This is a genomic window from Klebsiella pneumoniae subsp. pneumoniae HS11286 (assembly GCF_000240185.1).
GTDB lineage: Bacteria > Pseudomonadota > Gammaproteobacteria > Enterobacterales > Enterobacteriaceae > Klebsiella > Klebsiella pneumoniae.
This window is the reverse complement of sequence record NC_016845.1, coordinates 1,739,284-1,761,211: the sequence shown is the minus strand read 5'-3', so window position 1 is coordinate 1,761,211 and position 21,928 is coordinate 1,739,284. Positions and strand designations below refer to the sequence as shown.

15 protein-coding genes are annotated in these 21,928 nt (G+C 59.7%); 10 read left to right on the top strand and 5 right to left on the bottom strand.

Annotated elements, in window-relative coordinates; genetic code table 11:
- Nucleotides 1-28: 28 nt before the first annotated feature.
- Genes KPHS_16970 through KPHS_16950 form a run of 3 tightly spaced genes read right to left on the bottom strand, consistent with a single transcriptional unit; the run spans nucleotide 29 to nucleotide 4,421 of the window.
- A complete protein-coding gene (locus KPHS_16970) occupies nucleotides 29-1,570 on the bottom strand; it encodes a peptide ABC transporter substrate-binding protein (RefSeq protein ID YP_005225997.1) in 1,542 nt (513 codons plus the stop codon).
- Between the two features lie 32 nt (nucleotides 1,571-1,602).
- Nucleotides 1,603-3,462, bottom strand: coding sequence for a glutathione transporter ATP-binding protein (locus KPHS_16960; RefSeq protein YP_005225996.1), 1,860 nt, complete (start codon nucleotides 3,460-3,462; stop codon nucleotides 1,603-1,605).
- 17 nt (nucleotides 3,463-3,479) lie between these two features.
- On the bottom strand, nucleotides 3,480-4,421 hold the full coding sequence (locus tag KPHS_16950; protein YP_005225995.1) for an L-asparaginase: 942 nt from the start codon (nucleotides 4,419-4,421) through the stop codon (nucleotides 3,480-3,482).
- A gap of 235 nt (nucleotides 4,422-4,656) precedes the next feature.
- Here KPHS_16950 and KPHS_16940 point away from each other — a divergent pair, with 235 nt between their 5' ends.
- The 6 genes from KPHS_16940 (at nucleotide 4,657) to KPHS_16890 (ending at nucleotide 12,535) form a co-directional block, all read left to right on the top strand.
- Nucleotides 4,657-5,892, top strand: a complete 1,236-nt coding sequence (locus tag KPHS_16940) for a molybdopterin biosynthesis protein (protein ID YP_005225994.1) — start codon at nucleotides 4,657-4,659, stop codon at nucleotides 5,890-5,892.
- Nucleotides 5,892-6,647, top strand: coding sequence for a molybdopterin biosynthesis protein MoeB (locus KPHS_16930; RefSeq protein ID YP_005225993.1), 756 nt, complete (start codon nucleotides 5,892-5,894; stop codon nucleotides 6,645-6,647). The genes KPHS_16940 and KPHS_16930 overlap by 1 nt, the downstream gene beginning before the upstream one ends.
- Nucleotides 6,648-6,801: 154 nt before the next feature.
- Nucleotides 6,802-7,701 (top strand): putative pyruvate formate lyase activating enzyme, encoded by a 900-nt coding sequence (locus tag KPHS_16920; protein YP_005225992.1) that lies wholly within the window; start codon nucleotides 6,802-6,804, stop codon nucleotides 7,699-7,701.
- Between the two features lie 4 nt (nucleotides 7,702-7,705).
- Nucleotides 7,706-10,138: a putative formate acetyltransferase 3 gene (locus KPHS_16910; RefSeq protein YP_005225991.1), complete on the top strand. Its 2,433-nt coding sequence runs from the start codon at nucleotides 7,706-7,708 to the stop codon at nucleotides 10,136-10,138.
- A 176-nt stretch (nucleotides 10,139-10,314) separates the two neighbouring features.
- Nucleotides 10,315-11,130 carry an HAD family hydrolase gene (locus KPHS_16900; RefSeq protein ID YP_005225990.1) on the top strand — a complete coding sequence of 272 codons (816 nt, stop codon included), beginning with the start codon at nucleotides 10,315-10,317 and terminating at the stop codon, nucleotides 11,128-11,130.
- A 139-nt stretch (nucleotides 11,131-11,269) separates the two neighbouring features.
- Entirely contained in the window at nucleotides 11,270-12,535 is a 1,266-nt protein-coding gene (locus KPHS_16890; RefSeq protein ID YP_005225989.1) for a DUF1479 domain-containing protein, read from the top strand.
- Here KPHS_16890 and KPHS_16880 read toward each other — a convergent pair.
- Nucleotides 12,532-13,662 (bottom strand): putative periplasmic binding protein/LacI transcriptional regulator, encoded by a 1,131-nt coding sequence (locus KPHS_16880; RefSeq protein ID YP_005225988.1) that lies wholly within the window; start codon nucleotides 13,660-13,662, stop codon nucleotides 12,532-12,534. The genes KPHS_16890 and KPHS_16880 overlap by 4 nt on opposite strands.
- Before the next feature lie 242 nt (nucleotides 13,663-13,904).
- Between KPHS_16880 and KPHS_16870 the strand changes: the two genes are divergently transcribed.
- Nucleotides 13,905-15,206 (top strand): putative general substrate transporter, encoded by a 1,302-nt coding sequence (locus KPHS_16870; RefSeq protein YP_005225987.1) that lies wholly within the window; start codon nucleotides 13,905-13,907, stop codon nucleotides 15,204-15,206.
- A 15-nt stretch (nucleotides 15,207-15,221) separates the two neighbouring features.
- Nucleotides 15,222-17,585 carry a putative alpha-xylosidase gene (locus KPHS_16860; protein YP_005225986.1) on the top strand — a complete coding sequence of 788 codons (2,364 nt, stop codon included), beginning with the start codon at nucleotides 15,222-15,224 and terminating at the stop codon, nucleotides 17,583-17,585.
- 532 nt (nucleotides 17,586-18,117) lie between these two features.
- Here KPHS_16860 and KPHS_16850 read toward each other — a convergent pair.
- Nucleotides 18,118-19,686 carry a putative transport system ATP-binding component gene (locus tag KPHS_16850; RefSeq protein YP_005225985.1) on the bottom strand — a complete coding sequence of 523 codons (1,569 nt, stop codon included), beginning with the start codon at nucleotides 19,684-19,686 and terminating at the stop codon, nucleotides 18,118-18,120.
- 72 nt (nucleotides 19,687-19,758) lie between these two features.
- Between KPHS_16850 and KPHS_16840 the strand changes: the two genes are divergently transcribed.
- The gene (locus KPHS_16840) at nucleotides 19,759-20,673 is read left to right on the top strand and encodes an anaerobic C4-dicarboxylate transporter (protein YP_005225984.1); all 915 of its coding nucleotides are present in this window, start codon (nucleotides 19,759-19,761) and stop codon (nucleotides 20,671-20,673) included.
- A gap of 298 nt (nucleotides 20,674-20,971) precedes the next feature.
- Nucleotides 20,972-21,787 carry a L,D-transpeptidase gene (locus tag KPHS_16830; protein ID YP_005225983.1) on the top strand — a complete coding sequence of 272 codons (816 nt, stop codon included), beginning with the start codon at nucleotides 20,972-20,974 and terminating at the stop codon, nucleotides 21,785-21,787.
- Nucleotides 21,788-21,928: the final 141 nt, after the last annotated feature.

Genomic DNA, 21,928 nt, shown 5'->3' with positions numbered 1-21,928 from the left:
GAGAGAGGACGCATGAAGATGAACATGATCACGGCGTCAGGTCCGCCTGTTCGAAGCTAAAGCCGGTATCCGGCTGGATATAGAAACCGGTGAGGTTCTTGCTGTGGGCGGAGACCAGTTTCTCGACCACCAGCGGCACCCACGGCGACTCTTTCCAGATAATATCCTGCGCCTCTTTATAGAGTTTGGTTTTCTGTTGCGGATCGGTGGTTTTCAGCGCCTCGCTCAGCGCGTTATCCACCTGCGGGTTGCTGTAAAACGCGGTATTAAACAGCGTCGGCGGCCAGTTTTGCGAGGCGAACAGCGGCGACAGCGCCCAGTCGGCTTCACCGGTGGAGGCGGACCAGCCGGTATAGAACATCCGTACCCCGCTCTCTTTCTGCCCTTTACCTTCCACTTCCGCCGCCCGCTGACCAGCGTCCATCGCCGTCACCTGCGCCTTAATCCCCACCTGCGCCAGCTGCTGCTGGGTGAACTGCAGTACTTTCTGCGCGGTGCTGTGATTATGTGATGACCACAGCGTGGTGCTGAAACCGTTAGGGTAGCCCGCCTCTTTCAGCAGCTGGCGCGCTTTCGCCGGATCGTATGGCCAGGCGGTGTAGGTCTGGGCATAGGCGATCGACGGCGGCACCACTCCGGTCGCCGGGGTGGCGTAGCCGGCGAACGCTACCTTCACCAGCGCCTGGCGGTTAATCGCATAGTTGATGGCTTCCCGTACCTTCGGATTATCGAACGGCTTCTGCGTCACGTTCATGCTGATGTAGCGCTGCATGATCGACGGGCTGGCCACCAGCTCCAGTTTGCTGTTTTTCGCCAGCAGCGGCGCCTGTTCGTAAGGGATCGGGAAGGCGAACTGCGCCTCGCCGGTCTGCAGCATCGCCGCCCGGGTATTGTTATCCACCACCGGACGCCAGGTGATAGAATCCAGCTTTGGCAGCCCCGGCTGCCAGTACCCATCGAACTTGCTGACCTTCACAAAATCCGTCTGGTTCCAGGTGTCGAGCTTATAAGGCCCGGTGCCCACCGGGTGGAAGCCGATATCCTTACCATATTTTTTCAGCGCCGCCGGCGAAATCATCGCTGTCGCCGGATGGGCGAGAATGTTAATAAACGCCGAGAAGGGCTGCTTCAGGGTAATTTTGACCGTAGTCGGATCGACCGCCTCGGTGCTGGCGATATTTTTATATAGGTTATAGCGCTTGAGATGGTTATCCGGGTTACTCGCGCGATCGAGGTTAGCCTTTACCGCCTCGGCGTTAAAGTCAGTGCCATCCTGGAATTTCACCCCGCTGTGGAGCTTAATGGTGTACACCAGGCCGTCCGGTGACACGGTATAGCTCTCAGCAAGAACGTTTTGCAGCTTCATCTCTTTATCAAGGCCGAACAGGCCTTGATAAAAGGACTTCGCCACCGCCTGCGACAGGGTATCGTTGGCATCATAGGGGTCGAGGGTCGTGAAGTTAGACCCGACCGCCACCACCACATCTTTGGCGGCAAAGGCGGGAGCGCTCGCCAGGGCCGCCGCGATACTCAGCGCCAGCCACCATTTGCGTGAAACAGGTTGTGTCATCGTGTTCTCCTGAAAAGATGCGTTATGTGTTGTTATGTTCTGCCCAGCACATCGGCGGATTCGCGGGCGACGAAGTGGCCCGGCCCGACCTGCTGCAACGGCACGCTGGCGATCTCCTCGCCCCGCTTATAAATATTGCCCGGGACGTCATCAGACAGCAGGACCCGCTGCGGATGACGGTGGCCCGGGTCGGCCACCGGTACGGCGGCCATGAGCTTACGGGTATAGGGGTGCTGCGGGTTTTCAAACACCGCGCGGCGCGGGCCTATTTCGACAATGCGACCGCGATACATCACCGCCACGCGGTGGCTGATGCGCTCCACCACCGCCATATCATGGGAAATAAACAGAAACGCGATGCCCATCTCGCGCTGCAGGTCGAGCATCAGATTGATAATCTGCGCCCGAATGGAGACATCCAGGGCCGACACCGACTCGTCGGCTATCACCACCTTCGGATTCAGCGCCAGCGCGCGGGCAATGCAGATCCGCTGCCGCTGGCCGCCGGAAAAGGCATGGGGATAGCGCCAGGCATGCTCCGGCTGCAACCCCACGCGCTTCAGCAGCCAGGCGACCCGCTCACGCGCTGCTTCCCCACGCAGCAGGCCATGCACCCGCAGCGGCTCCATAATCGAATCGCCGACCGTCTGACGCGGATCAAGCGAGGCGTAAGGATCCTGAAAAATAAACTGAATATTGCGCCGCAGAGCCTGCAGCTTGCCGCCGGCGAGGGTATCGATCCGCTGACCGTCGAAGGTAATGGTGCCTCCCTGGGTCTCTACCAGCCTCAGCAGCGCCCGGCCGGTGGTCGACTTGCCGCAGCCGGACTCGCCCACCAGCGACAGGGTCTCTCCCGGCCAGAGATCAAAACTGACCTTCTCCACCGCATGCACTTCGCGCGTCACGCGATTGAGCAGCCCGCCGCGCACCGGAAAACGGGCCACCAGGTCACGCACCTGCAGGATCGGCTCGCCGGCGACTACCGTATCGGGCGTTTCGCTCTCCGCCAGCGGCTGGCCCGGCAGCGGAAAACGGCGCGGCAGATCCTGGCCACGCATCTCCCCCAGCCGCGGGACCGCCGCCAGCAGCGACTGCGTATACGGGTGCTGCGGCGAACGAAAGATCTCCTCAACGCTGCCGGTCTCTACCGCCTCACCGCGATACATCACCAGCACCCGATCGGCGATATCGGCCACGACGCCCATATCGTGGGTGATAAAGATCACCCCCATCGCCATCTCCTTTTGCAGAACGGCAATGAGTTGCAGAATTTGCGCCTGGATGGTGACATCCAGCGCCGTGGTTGGCTCATCGGCTATCAACACCGCCGGCCGACAGGAGAGCGCCATGGCGATCATCACCCTCTGGCGCATGCCGCCGGAGAGCTGGTGCGGATAGCGCGAGAGCATCTCTTCCGCCTGAGGAATACGCACCTGATCGAGCATCTTTTTCGCCGCGCGCAGCGCCTCTTCGCGCCCCAGCCCCTGGTGCAGGCGCAGGGATTCGGCAATCTGCTCGCCGATGGTAAAAACCGGATTCAGCGAGGTCATCGGCTCCTGAAAAATCATGGCCAGATCCGCGCCGCGCACCCGGCGCATCTCAGCGTCCGTTTGCTCATTGAGCGCGATCACCTGCCGGTTACGCCGCCGCAACCACAGCCCCTCGCTGTTCACCTCGCTGCTGGCCGCGTCTAGCAGACGCATCAGCGCCAGCGCGGTCACCGATTTTCCCGAACCGGACTCACCCACTATCGCCAGCGTCTCGCCGCGGCGCAGGCTGAAGGAAAGCTGACGCACGGCCTGCACCTCCGGCGCATCCTGCTGGCGGAACGCCACGTTCAGGTTGCGCACCACCAGCACTTCGCAGGTATCGGTTTCGTGAGTTTGCGACACTCGCCCTCTCCCTTGTTCTATTCGCGATAAATGCCAATGGTCGGCGTATCGCCGGCATAGCACCAGGCGCGGTACATGCCTTCACTGTTAAACGGTAAAACGACGTTGCCTTCGCGATCGACGGCTATCAGCCCGCCGCTGCCGCCGAGAGCCGGCAGTTTCTCCATCACCACCCGCTCGCAGGCGGAATAGAGACTAAGCTGCCCATACTCCATCAGGGCGGCGATATCGTAGGCCGCCAGGGTGCGCATAAAGACTTCGCCGGTGCCGGTACAGGAGACCGCCACGCTGGCATTATTGGCATAACACCCCGCGCCCGGCAGCGGGCTGTCGCCGACGCGTCCGGGCAGTTTGTTGGTCATGCCGCCGGTGGAGGTCGCCGCCGCCAGATTGCCGGCCAGATCGAGCGCCACCGCGCCGACGGTGCCCATTTTCTGGCGTTCGTCGAGGGGAGCGGCGTGGTGGTCGAGGATAATCTCCCCGCCCGCTTTCGCCTCCTGCAGCTGCAGCAGCCTTTCAGGAGTGGAAAAGAGATCGTTATACACGCGCGCCATCCCGTGGGAGATGGCAAAATTTTCCGCCCCCTCGCCGATCAGTAATACGTGCGGACTCTTCTCCAGCACCAGACGCGCCGCCAGCACCGGATTACGCAAATGTTTGACCCCGGCTACCGCGCCCGCCTGCAGGCTGTAGCCGTCCATTACGCAGGCGTCCAGCTCGTGGGTTTGATCGCGGGTAAATACCGCGCCCATTCCGGCGTTGAACAACGGACACTCCTCCAGCAGCCGAACGGCCTCGGTCACGGCATCCAGCGCGCTGGCGCCCGCGGCCAACATTTTCTGCCCGCTTTCGACGATAGTCGACAGCGCCGCCACATACTCTCGCTCCCGCTCCGGCGTCATTTGCGCGCGAGAAATCGCCCCTGCGCCGCCGTGAATTGCTATAACCGCCTTGCCCATTTCGCCAGTCCTTAACGATGAAGTGGATCGCCCCTGCCCTGTCGTACCGCGGCGCGGCGCCGGTCACGTCATGAATAAGGGTATTGATATCATTATATTGCTGAATGTCTTATACAATTTTTGAATATAGAAAGAGCGGCGGGCGATGTAAAGCCTCGTACCCAGGTGGCATACAGCCCGCGCCGCTTTTCTGCCATAATAGGCGTTTTCGCTGTTTTGCCCGCAGGAGTGACCCATGGATTTTACCGCCGGACTGATGCCGCTCGACACAGCCCTCGCCCAGATGCTCGATCGTATTACGCCGCTGAACGCGACGGAAACTGTACCGCTGTTGCAGGCCTTCTCGCGTGTGACCGCCCATGACATCGTCTCCCCGCTGGACGTGCCCGGCTTTGATAACGCGGCGATGGATGGCTATGCCGTCCGGCTGAACGACCTTCGCGACGGCGCCGCGCTGCCGGTCGCCGGTAAGGCCTTCGCCGGCCAGCCGTTCAACGACGCCTGGCCGTCGGGCACCTGTATCCGCATCATGACCGGCGCGCCGGTGCCGGAAGGCTGCGATGCGCTGGTGATGCAGGAAGAGACCGAACAGACCGAGGCCGGTGTGCGCTTTATCGCGCCGGTAAAAGCCGGGCAGCATATTCGCCGCCGCGGAGAAGATATTGCCCAAGGCGCGGTGGTCTTCCCGGCGGGGACACCCCTGACGGTGGCCGAGCTGCCGGTGCTGGCCTCGCTGGGCATTGCCGAGGTCGAGGTGGTGCGCAAGGTACGCGTCGCGGTCTTCTCAACCGGCGATGAGCTGCAGCTGCCGGGTCAACCGCTCGGCGACGGCCAGATTTACGATACCAACCGCCTGGCAGTGCACCTGATGCTGCAGCAGTTGGGCTACGAGGTCATTAACCTGGGCATTATTCCTGACGACCCGGCGAAGCTGCGCGACGCCTTTATCGCCGCCGACCAGCAGGCCGATGTGGTCATTAGCTCAGGCGGCGTCTCGGTGGGTGAAGCCGATTACACCAAAACTATCCTCGAAGAGCTGGGGGAGATCGGCTTCTGGAAGCTGGCGATTAAGCCGGGGAAACCCTTCGCCTTCGGCAAGCTCAGCAGCAGCTGGTTCTGCGGCCTGCCGGGTAACCCGGTGTCCGCCACCGTCACCTTCTGTCAGCTGGTGCAACCCCTGCTGGCGAAACTCTCGGGCAAGCACGGCCCGCTTCAGGCGCCCCGCCTGCGGGTCCGCGCCGCCACGCGCCTGAAAAAGTCGCCTGGCCGCCTCGATTTTCAGCGCGGTATTCTGCAGCGTAACCCGGACGGCGAACTGGTGGTGAACACCACCGGCCATCAGGGCTCGCACATTTTCAGCTCCTTCAGCCTCGGCAACTGCTTTATCGTGCTGGAGCGTGAGCGCGGCCATGTTGAAGCAGGCGAATGGGTCGAGGTCGAACCCTTCAGTCACCTGTTTGGGGGGCTGTAATGACCGTTGAGCTGAGCGATGAAGAGATGCTGCGCTATAACCGGCAGATCGTCTTGCGCGGTTTTGATTTTGACGGCCAGGAGCGGTTAAAAGCCGCTCGCGTGCTGGTGGTCGGCCTCGGCGGGCTCGGCTGCGCCGCCGCGCAGTATCTGGCCGCCGCCGGGGTCGGGCAGCTCACCCTGCTCGATTTCGACACTGTCTCGCTCTCCAACCTGCAGCGCCAGACGCTGCACAGCGACGCCACCCTCGGCCAGCCGAAGGTGGATTCCGCCCGCGAGGCGCTGGCGCGCATTAACCCGCACGTCCGTCTGGTCCCGCTCAATGCCTTGCTGGATGAGACCGCGCTGGCGGCGCAGATTGCCGATCACGATCTGGTGCTCGACTGCACCGACAACGTCGACATTCGCAACCAGCTTAACGTCGGCTGCTTTCAGCACAAAACCCCACTGGTCTCCGGAGCGGCGATCCGTATGGAGGGGCAAATCAGCGTCTTTACCTATCAGGATGGCGAACCCTGCTACCGCTGCCTGAGCCGTCTGTTCGGCGAAAATGCCCTCACCTGCGTCGAAGCCGGGGTAATGGCCCCGCTGGTGGGCACCATCGGTTCGCTGCAGGCGATGGAGGCGATTAAGCTGCTGAGCGGCTACGGCACCCCTGCCAGCGGAAAAATCGTCATCTACGATGCCATGACCTGCCAGTTTCGCGAAATGAGGCTGATGCGTCACCCGCAGTGCGAGGTATGCGGCTCGCACTGACCCTCACACCGGCGACGAGAGTCGCCGGTGGTTTTGTGACCGCTCTCGTTATTTTCTCCTCTCTGACTTATCCCCATCCCGCTTGTTGATTTGCGTCAACATAACTTTCATTCGAAAGTGTTTTTATGTTCATACGCAAACAAGAGGATAAGCCATGATCTTCAACATCCAGCGCTATTCCACCCATGACGGCCCAGGGATCCGCACCGTCGTCTTCCTGAAAGGCTGCTCGCTGGGCTGCCGCTGGTGCCAGAACCCGGAGAGCCGCGCCCGTAGCGAAGATCTGCTGTATGACTCGCGGCTGTGCCTGGCCGGCTGCGAGCTGTGCCAGCAGGCGGCGCCGGCGGTTATCACCCGCACCCTCGATGGCCTGATCATTCACCGGCAAAACGTTAACGACAGCCATATCGCCGCGCTGCGCGACTGCTGCCCCACCACCGCGCTCACGGTGTGCGGCGAGGAGAAGAGCGTCGAGGAGATCATGGCGACGGTGCTGCGTGATAAACCATTCTACGATCGCAGCGGCGGCGGCGTCACTCTTTCCGGCGGCGAACCCTTTATGAACCCAACGCTGGCGCAAGCGCTGTTCGAAGCCAGTCATCAGGCAGGCATTCACACCGCCGTGGAAACCTGCCTGCACGTGCCGTGGAAATACATTGAACCGTCTTTACCCTTTGTCGACCTGTTTCTCGCCGATCTGAAGCACGTTGACGAGGCCGTTTTTCAGCAGTGGACCGACGGCAGCGCCCGCCGGGTGCTGGATAACCTGCAGCGTCTGGCGCTGGCGGGGAAAAAAATGATTATTCGCGTGCCGTTGATCCAGGGATTCAACGCCAGCGAAGCCGACATTGCCGCGATCACCGATTTTGCCGCCGACCGCCTGCAGGTCAGCGAGATCCATTACCTGCCGTACCACACGCTGGGAATGAACAAATACCAGTTACTCAGTCAGCCCTACACCGCACCGGACAAACCGCTGGATGCTCCTGAGCTGCTCGCCTTCGCGCAGGATTATGCGCAAAGCAAGGGGCTAACGGCGATATTACGAGGATAACCCTATGACTACCCTGAAGCTCAACACCCTCAGCGCCCGTATCCAGGCCCATAAAATGGCGCTGGTGCATATCGTCAAGCCGCCGGTCTGTACCGAGCGCGCCCGCCACTATACGGAGATGTATCAGCGGCATCTCGATAAACCGATCCCGGTGCGCCGCGCGCTGGCGCTGGCTCACCACCTGGCGGAGCGCACCATCTGGATCAAGCACGATGAGCTGATCGTCGGTAACCAGGCCAGCGAAGTGCGCGCCGCGCCTATTTTCCCGGAATACACCGTCAGCTGGATTGAGAAAGAGATCGACGATCTCGCCGACCGCCCCGGCGCCGGCTTCTCGGTCAGCGAGGAGAATAAACGCGTATTGCATGAAGTGTGCCCATGGTGGCGCGGCCAGACCGTACAAGACCGCTGCTACGGTATGTTCACCGATGAGCAAAAGGCGCTGCTCGCCACCGGCATTATTAAGGCGGAAGGCAATATGACCTCCGGGGATGCTCACCTCGCGGTCAACTACCCCCTGCTGCTGGAGAAAGGGCTCGACGGGATGCGTGCGAAAGTCGCCGAACGCCGCTCGCGTATCAATTTGACGGTACTAGAAGACCTGCATGGCGAGCAGTTCCTGAAAGCGATTGATATCGTGCTGGAAGCGGTCAGCGATCACAGCAAACGCTTCGCCGCGCTGGCGCGCGAGATGGCGACAGCAGAATCCCGCGAATCACGCCGCCACGAACTGCTGACGATTGCCGAAAACTGCGACGTCATCGCCCATGAGCCGCCGAAAACCTTCTGGCAGGCGCTGCAGCTGTGCTACTTCATTCAGCTTATCCTGCAGATTGAATCCAATGGCCATTCGGTATCCTTCGGCCGTATGGACCAGTACCTCTACCCGTACTACCGCCGCGACGTTGAGTTGCAACAGTCGCTGGATCGCGAACAGGCCATTGAGCTGCTGCACAGCTGCTGGCTGAAGCTGCTGGAGGTCAATAAGATCCGTTCCGGCTCACACTCCAAAGCCTCTGCCGGCAGCCCGCTATACCAGAACGTCACCATCGGCGGCCAGAATCTGGTGGATGGTAAGCCGCAGGACGCGGTCAACCCGCTGTCGTATGCGATCCTGGAATCCTGTGGTCGCCTGCGTTCTACCCAGCCGAACCTCAGCGTGCGCTACCACGCCGGGATGAGCAACGACTTCCTCGACGCCTGCGTCCAGGTGATCCGCTGCGGTTTCGGCATGCCGGCGTTTAACAACGATGAAATCGTCATCCCGGAATTCATTAAGCTGGGCATTGAGCCGCAGGACGCCTACGATTACGCGGCTATCGGCTGTATCGAAACCGCGGTCGGCGGTAAGTGGGGCTACCGCTGCACCGGCATGAGCTTTATTAACTTCGCGCGGGTGATGCTGGCGACGCTGGAAGGCGGCCGCGATGCCACCAGCGGTCAGGTGTTCCTGCCGCAGGAGCACGCCCTGTCGAAAGGCAACTTCGCTAACTTCGATCAGGTGCTGGCCGACTGGGACCGCCAGATTCGTTACTACACCCGTAAATCCATCGAGATTGAGTACGTGGTCGATACCATGCTGGAAGATAACGTCCACGATATTCTCTGCTCGGCGCTGGTCGATGACTGCATCGAACGGGCGAAAAGCATTAAGCAGGGCGGCGCGAAGTATGACTGGGTTTCCGGCCTGCAGGTGGGTATCGCCAACCTCGGCAACAGCCTCGCGGCGGTGAAAAAACTGGTCTTCGATCAGGGCGCCATCGGCCAGCAGGAGCTGGCGAAGGCGCTGGCGGAAGATTTCGACGGTCTGACCCACGAGCAGCTGCGCCAGCGGTTGATCAACGGCGCGCCGAAGTATGGTAACGATGATGACAGCGTCGACGAGTTGCTGGCGCGGGCCTACCAGACCTATATCGACGAGCTGAAGCAGTATCACAATCCGCGCTATGGCCGCGGCCCGATTGGCGGCAATTATTACGCTGGCACCTCCTCTATTTCCGCTAACGTCCCGTTCGGCGCGCAGACCATGGCGACGCCGGATGGCCGTAAAGCGCATACCCCGCTGGCGGAGGGGGCCAGCCCGGCCTCCGGTACCGACCATCTGGGGCCGACGGCGGTTATCAGTTCGGTGGGCAAGCTGCCGACCGGGGCGATCCTCGGCGGCGTGCTGCTTAATCAGAAGCTGAATCCGTCAACGCTGGAGAACGAGTCCGATAAGCAGAAGCTGATGGTGCTGCTGCGCACTTTCTTCGAGGTGCACAAAGGCTGGCATATCCAGTACAACATCGTGTCGCGCGACACGCTGCTGGAAGCCAAGAAACATCCTGACCAGTACCGCGATTTAGTGGTCCGCGTCGCTGGATACTCGGCGTTCTTCACCGCCCTGTCGCCGGATACCCAGGACGATATTATCGCCCGTACCGAACATACGCTGTAATCCTTCGTGCCCGCTGGCGCTATGCTTAGCGGGCCAATCCTGTTCTGCAGGCCGGAAAAGACATGCCCTTCCGGCATTTTCTGAATGCCTGAACTTTCATTCGAAATAAATTTGTGCTCCCCATCACATTGTAATTAGAATGTTACTGGTCGAAGTTAAGCCAGGAGCACTCTCTTATGACCGTTAAAGTTATCGTCACCGATATGGACGGAACTTTTCTCAATGACGCCAAGCAGTACGACCGCCCGCGTTTCCTCGCCCAGTTTGCGCAGCTCAGGCAGCAAGGTATGGAATTTGTTGTCGCCAGCGGCAACCAGTACTATCAGCTGATCTCATTTTTCCCGGAAATTCGCGAGCAGATTTCATTCGTCGCAGAAAACGGCGCTCTGGTTTATGAACATGGCAAGCAGCTGTTCCACGGCGAACTGACCCGCCACGAATCACAAGTGGTGATTGGCGAATTGCTCAAAGATCCGCAGCTCAACTTTGTCGCCTGCGGCCTGCAGAGCGCCTACGTCAGCGATAAAGCTCCGGACGCCTTTGTTGAGCTGATGTCGAAGCACTACCATCGCCTACAGCGGGTGAGCGACTATCACGCCATCGACGATACGCTGTTTAAATTCTCTCTCAACCTGCCGGACAGCGAGATCCCACAGCTGATTGATAAACTGCACGTGTCGCTCGACGGCATCATGAAGCCGGTCACCAGCGGCTTTGGCTTTGTCGATTTGATTATCCCTGGCCTGCATAAAGCCAACGGCATCAGCCGTTTGCTCAAGCGCTGGGATCTTTCGCCGCAGCAATGCGTCGCCATCGGCGACAGCGGCAACGACGCCGAAATGCTGAAGCTGGTGAAATACGCTTTCGCCATGGGTAACGCTGCCGACAGCATCAAGGCCATCGCCGGCTACGCTACCGACGATAATAACCATGACGGCGCGCTGAACGTTATCCAGGCCGTCCTCGATAACACCCCGCCCTTCAACGCCTGACCCTTCGCCGGGGCATCGCGCCCCGGTTTTCCATTTTGTGCGCCGCAGCAAGATTTTAAACTTGCATTAACTCCATTTTAACTTAAATTAACGTTTGTAATATTTCATACTTTCGAATGAAAGATACAGCGAGGTTATTATGGCTGCTCTCCCGACCCACGAAACACTTCCCGCCGATCACAAAGCGGCGATTCGCCAGATGAAACAGGCCCTGCGGGCGCAAATTGGCGACGTCCAGGCGGTGTTCGATAAGCTCTCAGCGCGCATCAGCGAGCGGTTGCAGGAGATTGAGACACTGAAAGCCGCAGGCCAGGAGGTCTGGCCAACCATTCCGTTCCGCGATATCGCCGAAGGAACAGTGAGCGATGAGCAGCGCGCGGCCATTAAGCGCCGTGGCTGCGCGGTGATTAAAGGCCACTTCCCACGCGAACAGGCGCTGGCGTGGGATACCGCGATGCTGGAATATCTGGATCGCAACCATTTCGACGATGTTTACAAAGGGCCTGGCGACAGCTTCTTCGGTTCGCTGGAGGCTTCGCGCCCGGAGATCTACCCGATCTACTGGTCGCCCTCGCAAATGCAGGCGCGGCAGAGCGATGAAATGGCGGCAGTGCAATCTTTCCTCAACCGCCTGTGGCGTTTTGAACAGAATGGCAAACGCTGGTTCGATCCGGACGTCAGCGTGATCTATCCCGACCGCATCCGCCGCCGCCCGCCGGGAACCACTTCGAAGGGGCTGGGGGCGCATACCGATTCCGGCGCGCTGGAGCGCTGGCTGCTTCCCGCCTATCAGCAGGTTTTCGCCAACGTTTTTAATGGCAATATCGACGCCTACGACCCGTGGGACGCCGCGCACCGTACCGAAGTGGAAGAGTATACCGTCGACAACACCACCAAATGCTCGGTGTTCCGCACCTTCCAGGGCTGGACCGCGCTGTCGGACATGATCCCGGGTCAGGGGCTGCTGCACGTGGTGCCGATCCCGGAGGCGATGGCTTATGTGCTGCTGCGCCCCCTGCTCGACGATGTGCCGGAAGATGAGCTGTGCGGCGTTGCGCCGGGCAGAGTGCTGCCGATCTCTGAGCAGTGGCACCCGCTCTTAATTAAAGCGTTAAGCTCGATTCCAGCGCTGAATGCCGGGGACTCCGTCTGGTGGCACTGCGACATCATTCACTCGGTGGCGCCGGTGGAAAATCAGCAGGGCTGGGGAAATGTGATGTACATTCCGGCCGCGCCGATGTGCGAGAAGAACCTCGCCTACGCGCAGAAAGTAAAAATCGCCCTGGAAAAAGGCGCCTCGCCGGGGGATTTCCCGCGCGAGGACTATGAAGCCAGCTGGCAGGGGCGCTTCACCCTGGAGGATCTGAATATCCACGGCAAACGGGCGCTGGGTATGCCGGTCTAATCGTCATACAGCCCCTGCGGCTCGACGGCGGTATGGCCTTTGCCCGGCCGGATCCGCCGTACCGAATCGCGTACCACCAGCGTGCCATGCAGCAGTAGCGAGCCGTGCGGCGCCTCCGGGCGCAGCAGGCGCTGCTGCAGGAGATGCACCGCCTCGCTGCCCAGTTCATCCCGCGGCACATGCACCGCGGTCAGCGGCACCTCCTGAATCGCCGCCAGATTAAATCCGTCAATGCTCATCACCGAGACATCCTGCGGCACCCGCAGGCCACGCTTTTGCAATGCGCTGACGGTGCCGGCGGCCATAAAATCGCCGCCCACCAGGAAGGCGGTGGGCAACGGCCTGCCCTGTAAGCCGTCAAGCCAGGCGCCCACCTGCTCTTCCGTCTCTCTGGCGCTAAAGTTGGCGACGCTGATAAGATCCCGGCTGGCGGTAAAGCGCAGATTACGCGCGCGCCACGCCTCCTGAATCCCCCCCAGCCGCAGCTCCATGGTATAGCGGCGCAGGCACATCACGTTCATCACCGCCCGATGCCCCATATCAAACAGATAGCGGGCTGCGCACTGGCCGATCAGCCGATGATCGGGAGCGATGGACGGCAGCCGCATCCCTTCATCCCGACAGTTGATCAATACGCAGGGTTTGCCCAGATCCGCCGCCAGGCCATGAATATGCGGATCGTCGATCCCCAGCAGCACCGCGGCCTGGGTCTCAGGTTCATTCATGCGGGCAAGAAACAGGTTGGCGTCGCTGTCGTTCTCATCCAGCGCGCAGTAGCGCAGGCGCACTTCATGCGCCGCCAGCGCGTTATTGATGCTCTGGATCACCCGGTAGTAGAAGATATCCGATCGCTCATCGAATGCGCGCTGCGGGGCAAACACCAGCAGATGATTGAGCAGCAGACGCCCGGCGGCCAACCCCTGCATGACACCCAGCTCGCGGGCGCAGTCCAGCACCGCCCGGCGCGCCTTGTCGCTGGTATTCGCTTTCCCGGCCAGGACGCGTGAAACGGTGCTGGGCGATAGCCCGGTGCGGGCGGCAATTTCGGCGACGCGCAGCTTTTTATCCATTTTGTGATCCAGCTCCGATTGAAAAATGAAAGAATTTTCATAATCGCCAAAGCACACGTTACAAGCAAATTCCGCTGTCAAATATGCGATCTCGCTCATTTCATGAAAAAACTTGCATAAATAGCGCTTTGCCAGACGATTTTTCTGCCCTAGCCTGAATTGGTCCAACATCTCCCATACTAGTTATACCAATGATGTTGAGATTAAAAATAGACTATTCAAATAGTTAATAAATCTACGTGACCACTCAGGGAAAGAGACCGTCACTTTCCCCCTACAAACGTCTTGTGGAGTGTGCTATGAGTCAAGGCCTCAACAATGATATCGCTGTCAGCAAAACGCGCCGGGTAGTGAAAAACCTGCGCTGGTGGGTGCTGGTCCTGTTTTTACTTGGCGTTACCGTCAACTACATCACACGCAACTCGCTGGGAATTATCGCGCCGGAACTGAAAGCGACCCTCGGCATTACTACCGAACAATACTCGTGGATCGTCGGCGCGTTTCAGCTGGCTTACACGATTTTCCAGCCGCTGTGCGGCTGGCTTATCGACGTCATCGGCCTGAAGCTTGGCTTTATGATCTGCGCCACCCTTTGGGCGCTGGCCTGTATCGCCCACGCCGGGGCCGGTAGCTGGCTGCACCTGGCTATGTTGCGCTTCTTTATGGGTGGGGCCGAGGCGGCCGCTACTCCGGCCAACGCCAAAACCATCGGCGAATGGTTTCCGAAATCTGAACGGCCAATCGCCGCCGGCTGGGCTGGCGTTGGGTTCTCCATCGGCGCGATGCTGGCCCCGCCGATCATCTACTTCGCCCACGCCTCCTTCGGCTGGCAAGGGGCGTTTATGTTTACCGGCGCGCTGGCGCTACTGTGGGTAGTACTATGGTGGGCCTTCTATCAGACCCCGGAAAAGCACCCCAATCTCAGCAAAAGCGAGCTGGAGTACATCAAACAGGATAACGAAGCCCCGCCGGTAAAACAGCCCTTCTTTACCGCGCTCAAAACCGTCTCGAAAAATAAACGTTTCTACGGGATCGCCATTCCCGCCTTTATGGCCGAGCCCGCCTGGGCGGTGCTGAGTTTCTGGGTGCCGCTGTACCTGGCGAAAGAGCACGGCATGGATTTGAAGCAGATCGCCATGTTCGCCTGGCTGCCGTTTCTCGCCGCCGATCTCGGCAGCGTGGTCAGCGGCTACCTCACCCGCCTGTATGTTCGCTGGTTCGGCTGTACGCGAGTGAACTCGGTGATCGCCAGCTCGGTAACCGGCGCGTTCCTGATGCTCTCCCTGGCCCTCGTCGCCATCACCCGCGATCCCTATATCACCATCATCCTGATCTCCATTGGCGGCTTCGGCCATCAGATCATCTCCTGCATGCTCAGCGCGCTGGTGGTGGAGTCTTTCGACAAGGGACAAATGGCGACGGTCAACGGTATGCGCGGCTCCGCAGCGTGGATCGCCAGCTTCTTGTTCTCGTTATTAATCGGGGTGACCGCCGACAAAATCGGCTTCAACCCGCTATTCATCGCCATGGGTTTCTTTGACCTGATTGGCGCCGTTTTCCTGGTGGCATTTATTGCTGAACGTCGCGCCAAGCGCGCCTGAGAGTGGATGTAAGATATGAAGACGCTGAAACACTGGAGTTTGCATCAACAGCTGGAGCATCACGTTGAACTGACGGTCGATGGCCAGCACACCCTGTGCCTGTACGTACTGGAAGAGAATTTGTTCCGCGTCCTGCTAAAACGCCAGGGCCAGCTGGCGCTGGATCGCACCTGGAGCATCGCTCCGCAGCAGGATGTGCCGTGGGAAGGCCGCGCCCGGGATGACCTCAGCGGTTTTAGTCTCCCGGCCTGGCAGCTGGCCCAGGAGGGCGATACGCTGACTATCGCCACCCGCCAGCTGCGCGTCACCGTTCACCAGCCGCTGTGGCTGGAGTGGAGCTATCGCGACGAGGCCGGCGAATGGCAGCCGCTTGCCAATGACCGTCCGACCAGCGCCTACCTGGCGAATGCCCACGGCGACGGCGTCGCCCATTATCTGAGCCGCCGCAAAGACGAGCGTTTCTACGGCCTGGGCGAAAAGGCCGGCGACCTGCAGCGCACCGGTAAACGCTACGAGATGCGTAACCTCGATGCCATGGGCTACAACGCCGTCAGCACTGACCCGCTGTATAAACATATTCCGTTCACCATCACCCAGCGCAGCGATATCAGCTACGGCCTGTTCTATGACAACCTGAGCAGCTGCTGGCTGGATCTGGGGAACGAGATCGACAACTACCACACCGCCTATCGCCGCTGGCAGGCGGAAGCCGGCGACATCGATTATTACCTGTTTACCGGTAAGCAGGTGCTGGATGTGACCAAAGCCTTCGTTCGCCTGACCGGTAAAACGCTGTTTGGACCCAAATGGAGCCTCGGCTACAGCGGCTCCACCATGCACTATACCGACGCGCCGGATGCGCAAAATCAGCTGATGAACTTTATCCGCCTGTGCGAGCAGCACGCGATCCCCTGCGATTCGTTCCAGCTCTCTTCCGGCTATACCTCAATCAACGGCAAGCGCTACGTCTTTAACTGGAACTACGACAAGGTGCCGCAGCCCAAAGTGATGAGCCAGTCGTTTCACGATGCCGGGCTGAAGCTGGCCGCCAATATCAAACCGTGCCTGCTGCAGGATCACCCGCGCTACGGCGAGGTGGCGGAGCGCGGTCTCTTCATTCGCGATTCGCAAACTGACGCTCCGGAGCGTTCCAGCTTCTGGGATGATGAAGGGTCGCATCTCGATTTCACCAATCCGCAAACCGTGGCCTGGTGGCAGGAAGGCGTGACCACCCAGCTACTGGAGATGGGCATCGATTCGACCTGGAACGATAATAACGAATACGAAGTATGGGACGGCGAAGCCCGCTGCTACGGCTTTGGCCGTGAAATCGCCATCAAACATATTCGCCCGGTGATGCCGCTGTTGATGATGCGCGCCTCGCTGGAAGCCCAGCAGCGCTTTGCGCCGCAAAAGCGCCCATATCTGATCTCCCGCTCCGGCTGCGCCGGGATGCAGCGCTACGTACAGACCTGGAGCGGCGACAACCGCACCAACTGGGATACGCTGCGCTATAACATCCGCATGGGCCTGGGGATGAGCCTTTCCGGGCTGTTTAACGTCGGCCACGACGTCGGCGGTTTCTCCGGCGATAAACCCGAGCCGGAACTGTTTGTGCGCTGGGTACAAAATGGCGTCATGCATCCGCGCTTTACCATTCACTCGTGGAATGACGACCAGACGGTAAACGAAGCATGGATGTACCCGGAAATCACCCCGGCGATCCGCTCAGCCATTGAGCTGCGCTACCGCCTGTTGCCCTATCTGTACACTCTGCTATGGCAGGCGCATGCTGATGATGAGCCGATGCTGCGCCCGACCTTCCTCGATCACCAGCACGATGCGCAGACCTTCGCCGAATGCGATGACTTCCTGCTGGGCCGCGACCTGCTGGTGGCCAGCGTGGTCGAGCCGGGCGCCCGCCAGCGTGAAGTATGGCTGCCGGATAATCAGGCCGGTTGGTACGATTTCTACAGCCATCAGTGGTTCGCCGGCGGCCAGTGGGTGACGCTGGACGCGCCGCTGGAAAAACTGCCGCTGTTGGTCCGCGCCGGCGCCGGTCTGCCGCTTAGTGAACGTATCAGCCATGTCGATGCGCAAAAAGACGATCGTCGCGAACTGCAGCTGTTCCCGCTGAAAGGTACCGGCTCAACCCGCGGTCTGCTGTTTGAAGACGACGGCGAAAGCTGGGGCTATAAACAGGGGGATGCGCTCTGGCTGGAGTGGGAAATGACCTGCAGCGCCAGCAGCATAAACCTGGATATCAACGCCCGCGGCAACTATCGCCCGGCGTGGAAAGCGCTGAAGCTGTCATTACCGGTAGGAGAAAAGCGTAAGCTGCTGGTGAATGGCGTTGAAGGAACGGAGTGGAGGTTCTGACCATAGGCCGGTAGTTTCAGCCAGCATGGTAAATAAATTAAAAGCAGGCCGTACGGACCTTGGTTACTGTTCTCGGTTTGCAACGGTTTTGGTCCGGGAAAAACAGTTCTTTTTTATTATTTCAGAGCAGATTGCGCTCCCGATATTTCTTCTGCGTTATGTCTCTCATGGCGCAGGGAGCGTACAGGGGGCGGCCAGTCGCCGCCGCCCCTGTACCCCGGGCTCTGGCCGCCAAAATCGCCACTTCGTGGTACCTTCGACTTATCCCTGCAGGCTTCGGGTCGGGCCGAGGCAGCGTCCGTGCAAAACACGGCCCTCAGGCCGCATCCATGCGGGCTGCCCCGGCCTTCCGGGAACGTCTCAGCGATTTTGAGGCCACCAACACCGGCAGTTTCAGCCAGCGCGGTGAAGACATTAAAGGCAGGTCGCAAGAACCGTAGGTCGGGTAAGGCGTTAGCCGCCACCAGACAAAAAAACGGCACCGCGTGTCGCCCGGGTAAGGCGTAGCCGCTACCCGGGTAACGGACAGGGATTACTCGATACCTTTGCTGCGCAGGTAGTCTTCGTAGTTGCCGCTGAAGTCGATCACGCGGTCCGGAGTGATCTCCAGGACGCGGGTCGCCAGCGAGCTGACAAACTCACGGTCGTGGGAGACAAAGATCAGGGTGCCCTGATACATCTCCAGCGCCATGTTCAGCGATTCAATCGACTCCATATCCAGGTGGTTGGTCGGTTCGTCCATCACCAGGATGTTTGGCTTCTGCATCATCAGCTTACCGAACAGCATGCGCCCTTTCTCGCCACCGGAAAGCACCTTCGCCGGCTTTTTGATATCGTCCTGGCTAAACAGCAGACGGCCGAGGATGCTGCGTACTGCCTGCTCGTCGTCGCCTTCCTGCTTCCACTGGCTCATCCATTCGAAGACCGTCAGGTCGTTTTCGAACTCGTACTCATGGTCCTGCGCGTAGTAGCCGATTTGCGCGTTTTCAGACCATTTCACGCTGCCGTTGTCCGGCTGCAGTTCGCCTACCAGGGTTTTCAGCATGGTGGATTTACCCACGCCGTTGGCGCCCAGAATGGCGATCTTTTCGCCCACTTCCAGCAGCAGGTTGACGTTTTTGAACAGCGGACCTTCATCAAAGCCTTTGGTAAGGGCTTCCACTTCCAGCGCGTTACGGAACAGTTTCTTATCCTGCTCGAAGCGGATAAATGGGTTCTGACGGCTGGAGGCTTTAACCTCTTCCAGCTTGATTTTGTCAATCTGGCGCGCGCGCGAGGTGGCCTGACGCGATTTAGAGGCGTTGGCGCTGAAGCGGCTAACGAAGGACTGCAGGTCCGCAATCTGCGCTTTTTTCTTGGCGTTGTCCGCCAGCAGACGCTCACGCGCCTGGGTGGCCGCGGTCATGTATTCGTCGTAGTTGCCCGGATACACGCGCAGCTCGCCGTAGTCCAGATCCGCCATGTGGGTGCAGACCATGTTCAGGAAGTGACGGTCGTGCGAAATGATAATCATGGTGCTGTCGCGATCGTTCAGCGTCTGCTCCAGCCAGCGAATGGTGTCGATGTCCAGGTTGTTGGTCGGTTCATCGAGCAGCAGGATATCCGGATTGGAAAACAGCGCCTGCGCCAGCAGGACGCGCAGCTTCCAGCCCGGCGCGACTTCGCTCATCGGGCCATAATGCTGTTCAACCGGAATGCCGACGCCGAGCAGCAGTTCGCCGGCGCGCGCTTCCGCCGAGTAGCCGTCCATTTCGCCATATTTGACTTCCAGGTCGGCCACTTTGTAGCCATCTTCTTCGCTCATCTCAGCGAGGGCGTAGATACGATCGCGCTCCTGCTTCACTTCCCACAGCTCGCCGTGGCCCATGATGACCGTATCCAGCACGGTGAACGCTTCAAAGGCGAACTGATCCTGACGCAGCTTACCGATGCGCTCGTTCGGGTCGAGAGAAACGTTGCCCAGCGTCGGTTCGAGATCGCCGCCGAGGATCTTCATAAAGGTCGATTTACCGCTGCCGTTGGCGCCGATCAGACCATAACGGTTGCCGCCGCCAAATTTAACGGAGATATTTTCGAACAGCGGCTTGCTGCCAAACTGCATGGTAACGTTGCTGGATACTAGCACGGGGATATCCTGAAAAAAGAGTATGAGGGGTGTGATACAGCAGACATTATGCCAGCAAATGACACACTTTTCACGGCCTGCGGTAAATTCCACCGCGGCGCTTGTGCTAAGGTCTTTGTCAGACGAGCCGGAAACCCGCGCTCAAACGGTTATTCTGTACGTATTTATAAGGAGTCCCATGACCAGCAGCCTATCGCGACACCCGGCTTTTTATCCCTGCAGGGCGGCATCAATTTTCGCGACCTGGGCGGCCAGCTTGCCGCCGATGGACGCCGCGTCCGCAGCGGCAAGCTATTGCGATCCGGCGCGCTAAACCGGTTAACGGCGGAGGATCTCAACCACCTCGATACTTTGCCGCTCAGCCGGGTGCTCGACTATCGCGACCCCGGAGAGGTAGCCCGTACTCCGGACAAGCTTAGCCCGCTTACCCATTATCTTAACGCGCCGGCCAATCCGCCGGTGAGCGAGGTAAATGCGAAGGTCACCGAGCTGAATGCCGCCACCCTTAACGCGCTGAACGGCGAGCAGTTTATGCTGCAACTCTACCGCCAGCTGCCGTTTAACAACCCGGCCTATCGCCAGCTCGCCGCCTGGCTGACCACGCCTTTTGAAGGCGCTTTACTGCAACACTGCGCGGTCGGCAAAGATCGCACCGGCGTCGGCTGCGCGTTAACGCTGTTCGCCGTCGGCTGCGACAGCGAAACGGTGATGGAGGAGTATCTCCTTACCCACGGCATGCTGACGCAGGTGGAGGCCTGGATGTTGGAGCTGCTCGGCAACGACCTCACTGCCCAAGGGCGCCAAAGCCTGGCGGATATTCTGACGGTAAAAGAGTCCTATCTCGCCGCCGCGCTGTCGGCTATTCACCAGCGCTATGGCACCGTCGACGCCTGGCTGGCGGCAGAGTACCAGCTTACCGCGCCGGTTCGCGCCGCGCTGCAGGCCCGGCTGCTGGAAGAGTAACCGCCCGTTACCCGCGCGGCGAGCGATGCTTCGGCCGCCTGCCGGACCGCGGCAGCCGAGGCGACAGGGAAAAAAATGTGATTTCGTACACATCTGATTTACCTGTTCAGCGGAATGCACATATAATGCGCTCCCATCTACTGTCTCAATCATTAACAAGGCCTGTGTGGCGTTGATTTCGCACACGACATTAAAGACTATGAAATTATCTACACTCTTAGCGGCAGCCTTCGCCATCGTAGGCTTTTGCAATACAGCGTCTGCTGTCACCTATCCTTTGCCAACCGATGGCAGCCGTTTGGTTGGTCAGAATCAGGTCATTACCATTCCGGATGATAACAAACAGCCGCTGGAATACTTCGCGGCGAAATATCAGATGGGGCTTTCCAACATGCTGGAAGCCAACCCGGGGGTGGATACTTACCTGCCGAAGGGCGGTAGCGTCCTGAACATCCCTCAGCAGCTGATTCTGCCGGATACCGTGCATGAAGGGATCATTATCAACAGCGCGGAAATGCGTCTGTACTACTACCCGAAAGGCACCAATACCGTGATCGTTCTGCCGATCGGCATCGGCCAGTTAGGTAAAGATACGCCGATCAACTGGACCACCAAAGTCGAACGCAAGAAGGCCGGCCCGACCTGGACACCGACCGCCAAAATGCATGCTGAATACGCCGCCGCCGGCAACCCGCTGCCAGCCGTCGTACCGGCCGGTCCGGATAACCCGATGGGGCTGTACGCGCTGTATATCGGCCGTCTGTACGCCATCCACGGCACCAACGCTAACTTCGGTATCGGCCTGCGCGTGAGCCACGGCTGCGTGCGTCTGCGTAACGATGACATCAAATTCCTGTTTGAGAACGTGCCGGTCGGCACCCGCGTACAGTTTATCGATGAGCCGGTAAAAGCGACCACCGAGCCGGACGGCAGCCGTTACATCGAGGTGCACAACCCGCTGTCGACCACCGAAGCGCAGTTCCAGGGCGGCGAGATCGTGCCGATCACCCTGACTCAGCCGGTACAGGCAGTTACCAGCCAGTCTGATGTCGATCAGAACGTGGTTGAGCAGGCTATCCAGAACCGCTCCGGTATGCCGGTGCGTCTGAACTAAGTTGTGCTGACAAGAAAAACGGCGGGCCTGATGCCCGCCGTTTTTTTATCGGCATTTTCCCTCGAGGCGGCTAACGCTCGCCCGGGCTACCAAACCCTACCACGCCGTAACCCCGCTATGCGCAGCCGCCAGCAGGAGCCC

Bases quoted from the DNA above. Each gene is read 5' to 3' on its own strand.
- KPHS_16900 (YP_005225990.1), top strand. From the start codon at position 10,315: ATGACCGTTAAAGTTATCGTCACCGATATGGACGGAACTTTTCTCAAT.
- KPHS_16930 (YP_005225993.1), top strand. From the start codon at position 5,892: ATGACCGTTGAGCTGAGCGATGAAGAGATGCTGCGCTATAACCGGCAG.
- KPHS_16950 (YP_005225995.1), bottom strand. From the start codon at position 4,421: ATGGGCAAGGCGGTTATAGCAATTCACGGCGGCGCAGGGGCGATTTCT.
- KPHS_16860 (YP_005225986.1), top strand. From the start codon at position 15,222: ATGAAGACGCTGAAACACTGGAGTTTGCATCAACAGCTGGAGCATCAC.
- KPHS_16940 (YP_005225994.1), top strand. From the start codon at position 4,657: ATGGATTTTACCGCCGGACTGATGCCGCTCGACACAGCCCTCGCCCAG.
- KPHS_16920 (YP_005225992.1), top strand. From the start codon at position 6,802: ATGATCTTCAACATCCAGCGCTATTCCACCCATGACGGCCCAGGGATC.
- KPHS_16910 (YP_005225991.1), top strand. From the start codon at position 7,706: ATGACTACCCTGAAGCTCAACACCCTCAGCGCCCGTATCCAGGCCCAT.
- KPHS_16840 (YP_005225984.1), top strand. From the start codon at position 19,759: ATGCCAGCAAATGACACACTTTTCACGGCCTGCGGTAAATTCCACCGC.
- KPHS_16970 (YP_005225997.1), bottom strand. From the start codon at position 1,570: ATGACACAACCTGTTTCACGCAAATGGTGGCTGGCGCTGAGTATCGCG.
- KPHS_16850 (YP_005225985.1), bottom strand. From the start codon at position 19,686: ATGCAGTTTGGCAGCAAGCCGCTGTTCGAAAATATCTCCGTTAAATTT.
- KPHS_16890 (YP_005225989.1), top strand. From the start codon at position 11,270: ATGGCTGCTCTCCCGACCCACGAAACACTTCCCGCCGATCACAAAGCG.
- KPHS_16870 (YP_005225987.1), top strand. From the start codon at position 13,905: ATGAGTCAAGGCCTCAACAATGATATCGCTGTCAGCAAAACGCGCCGG.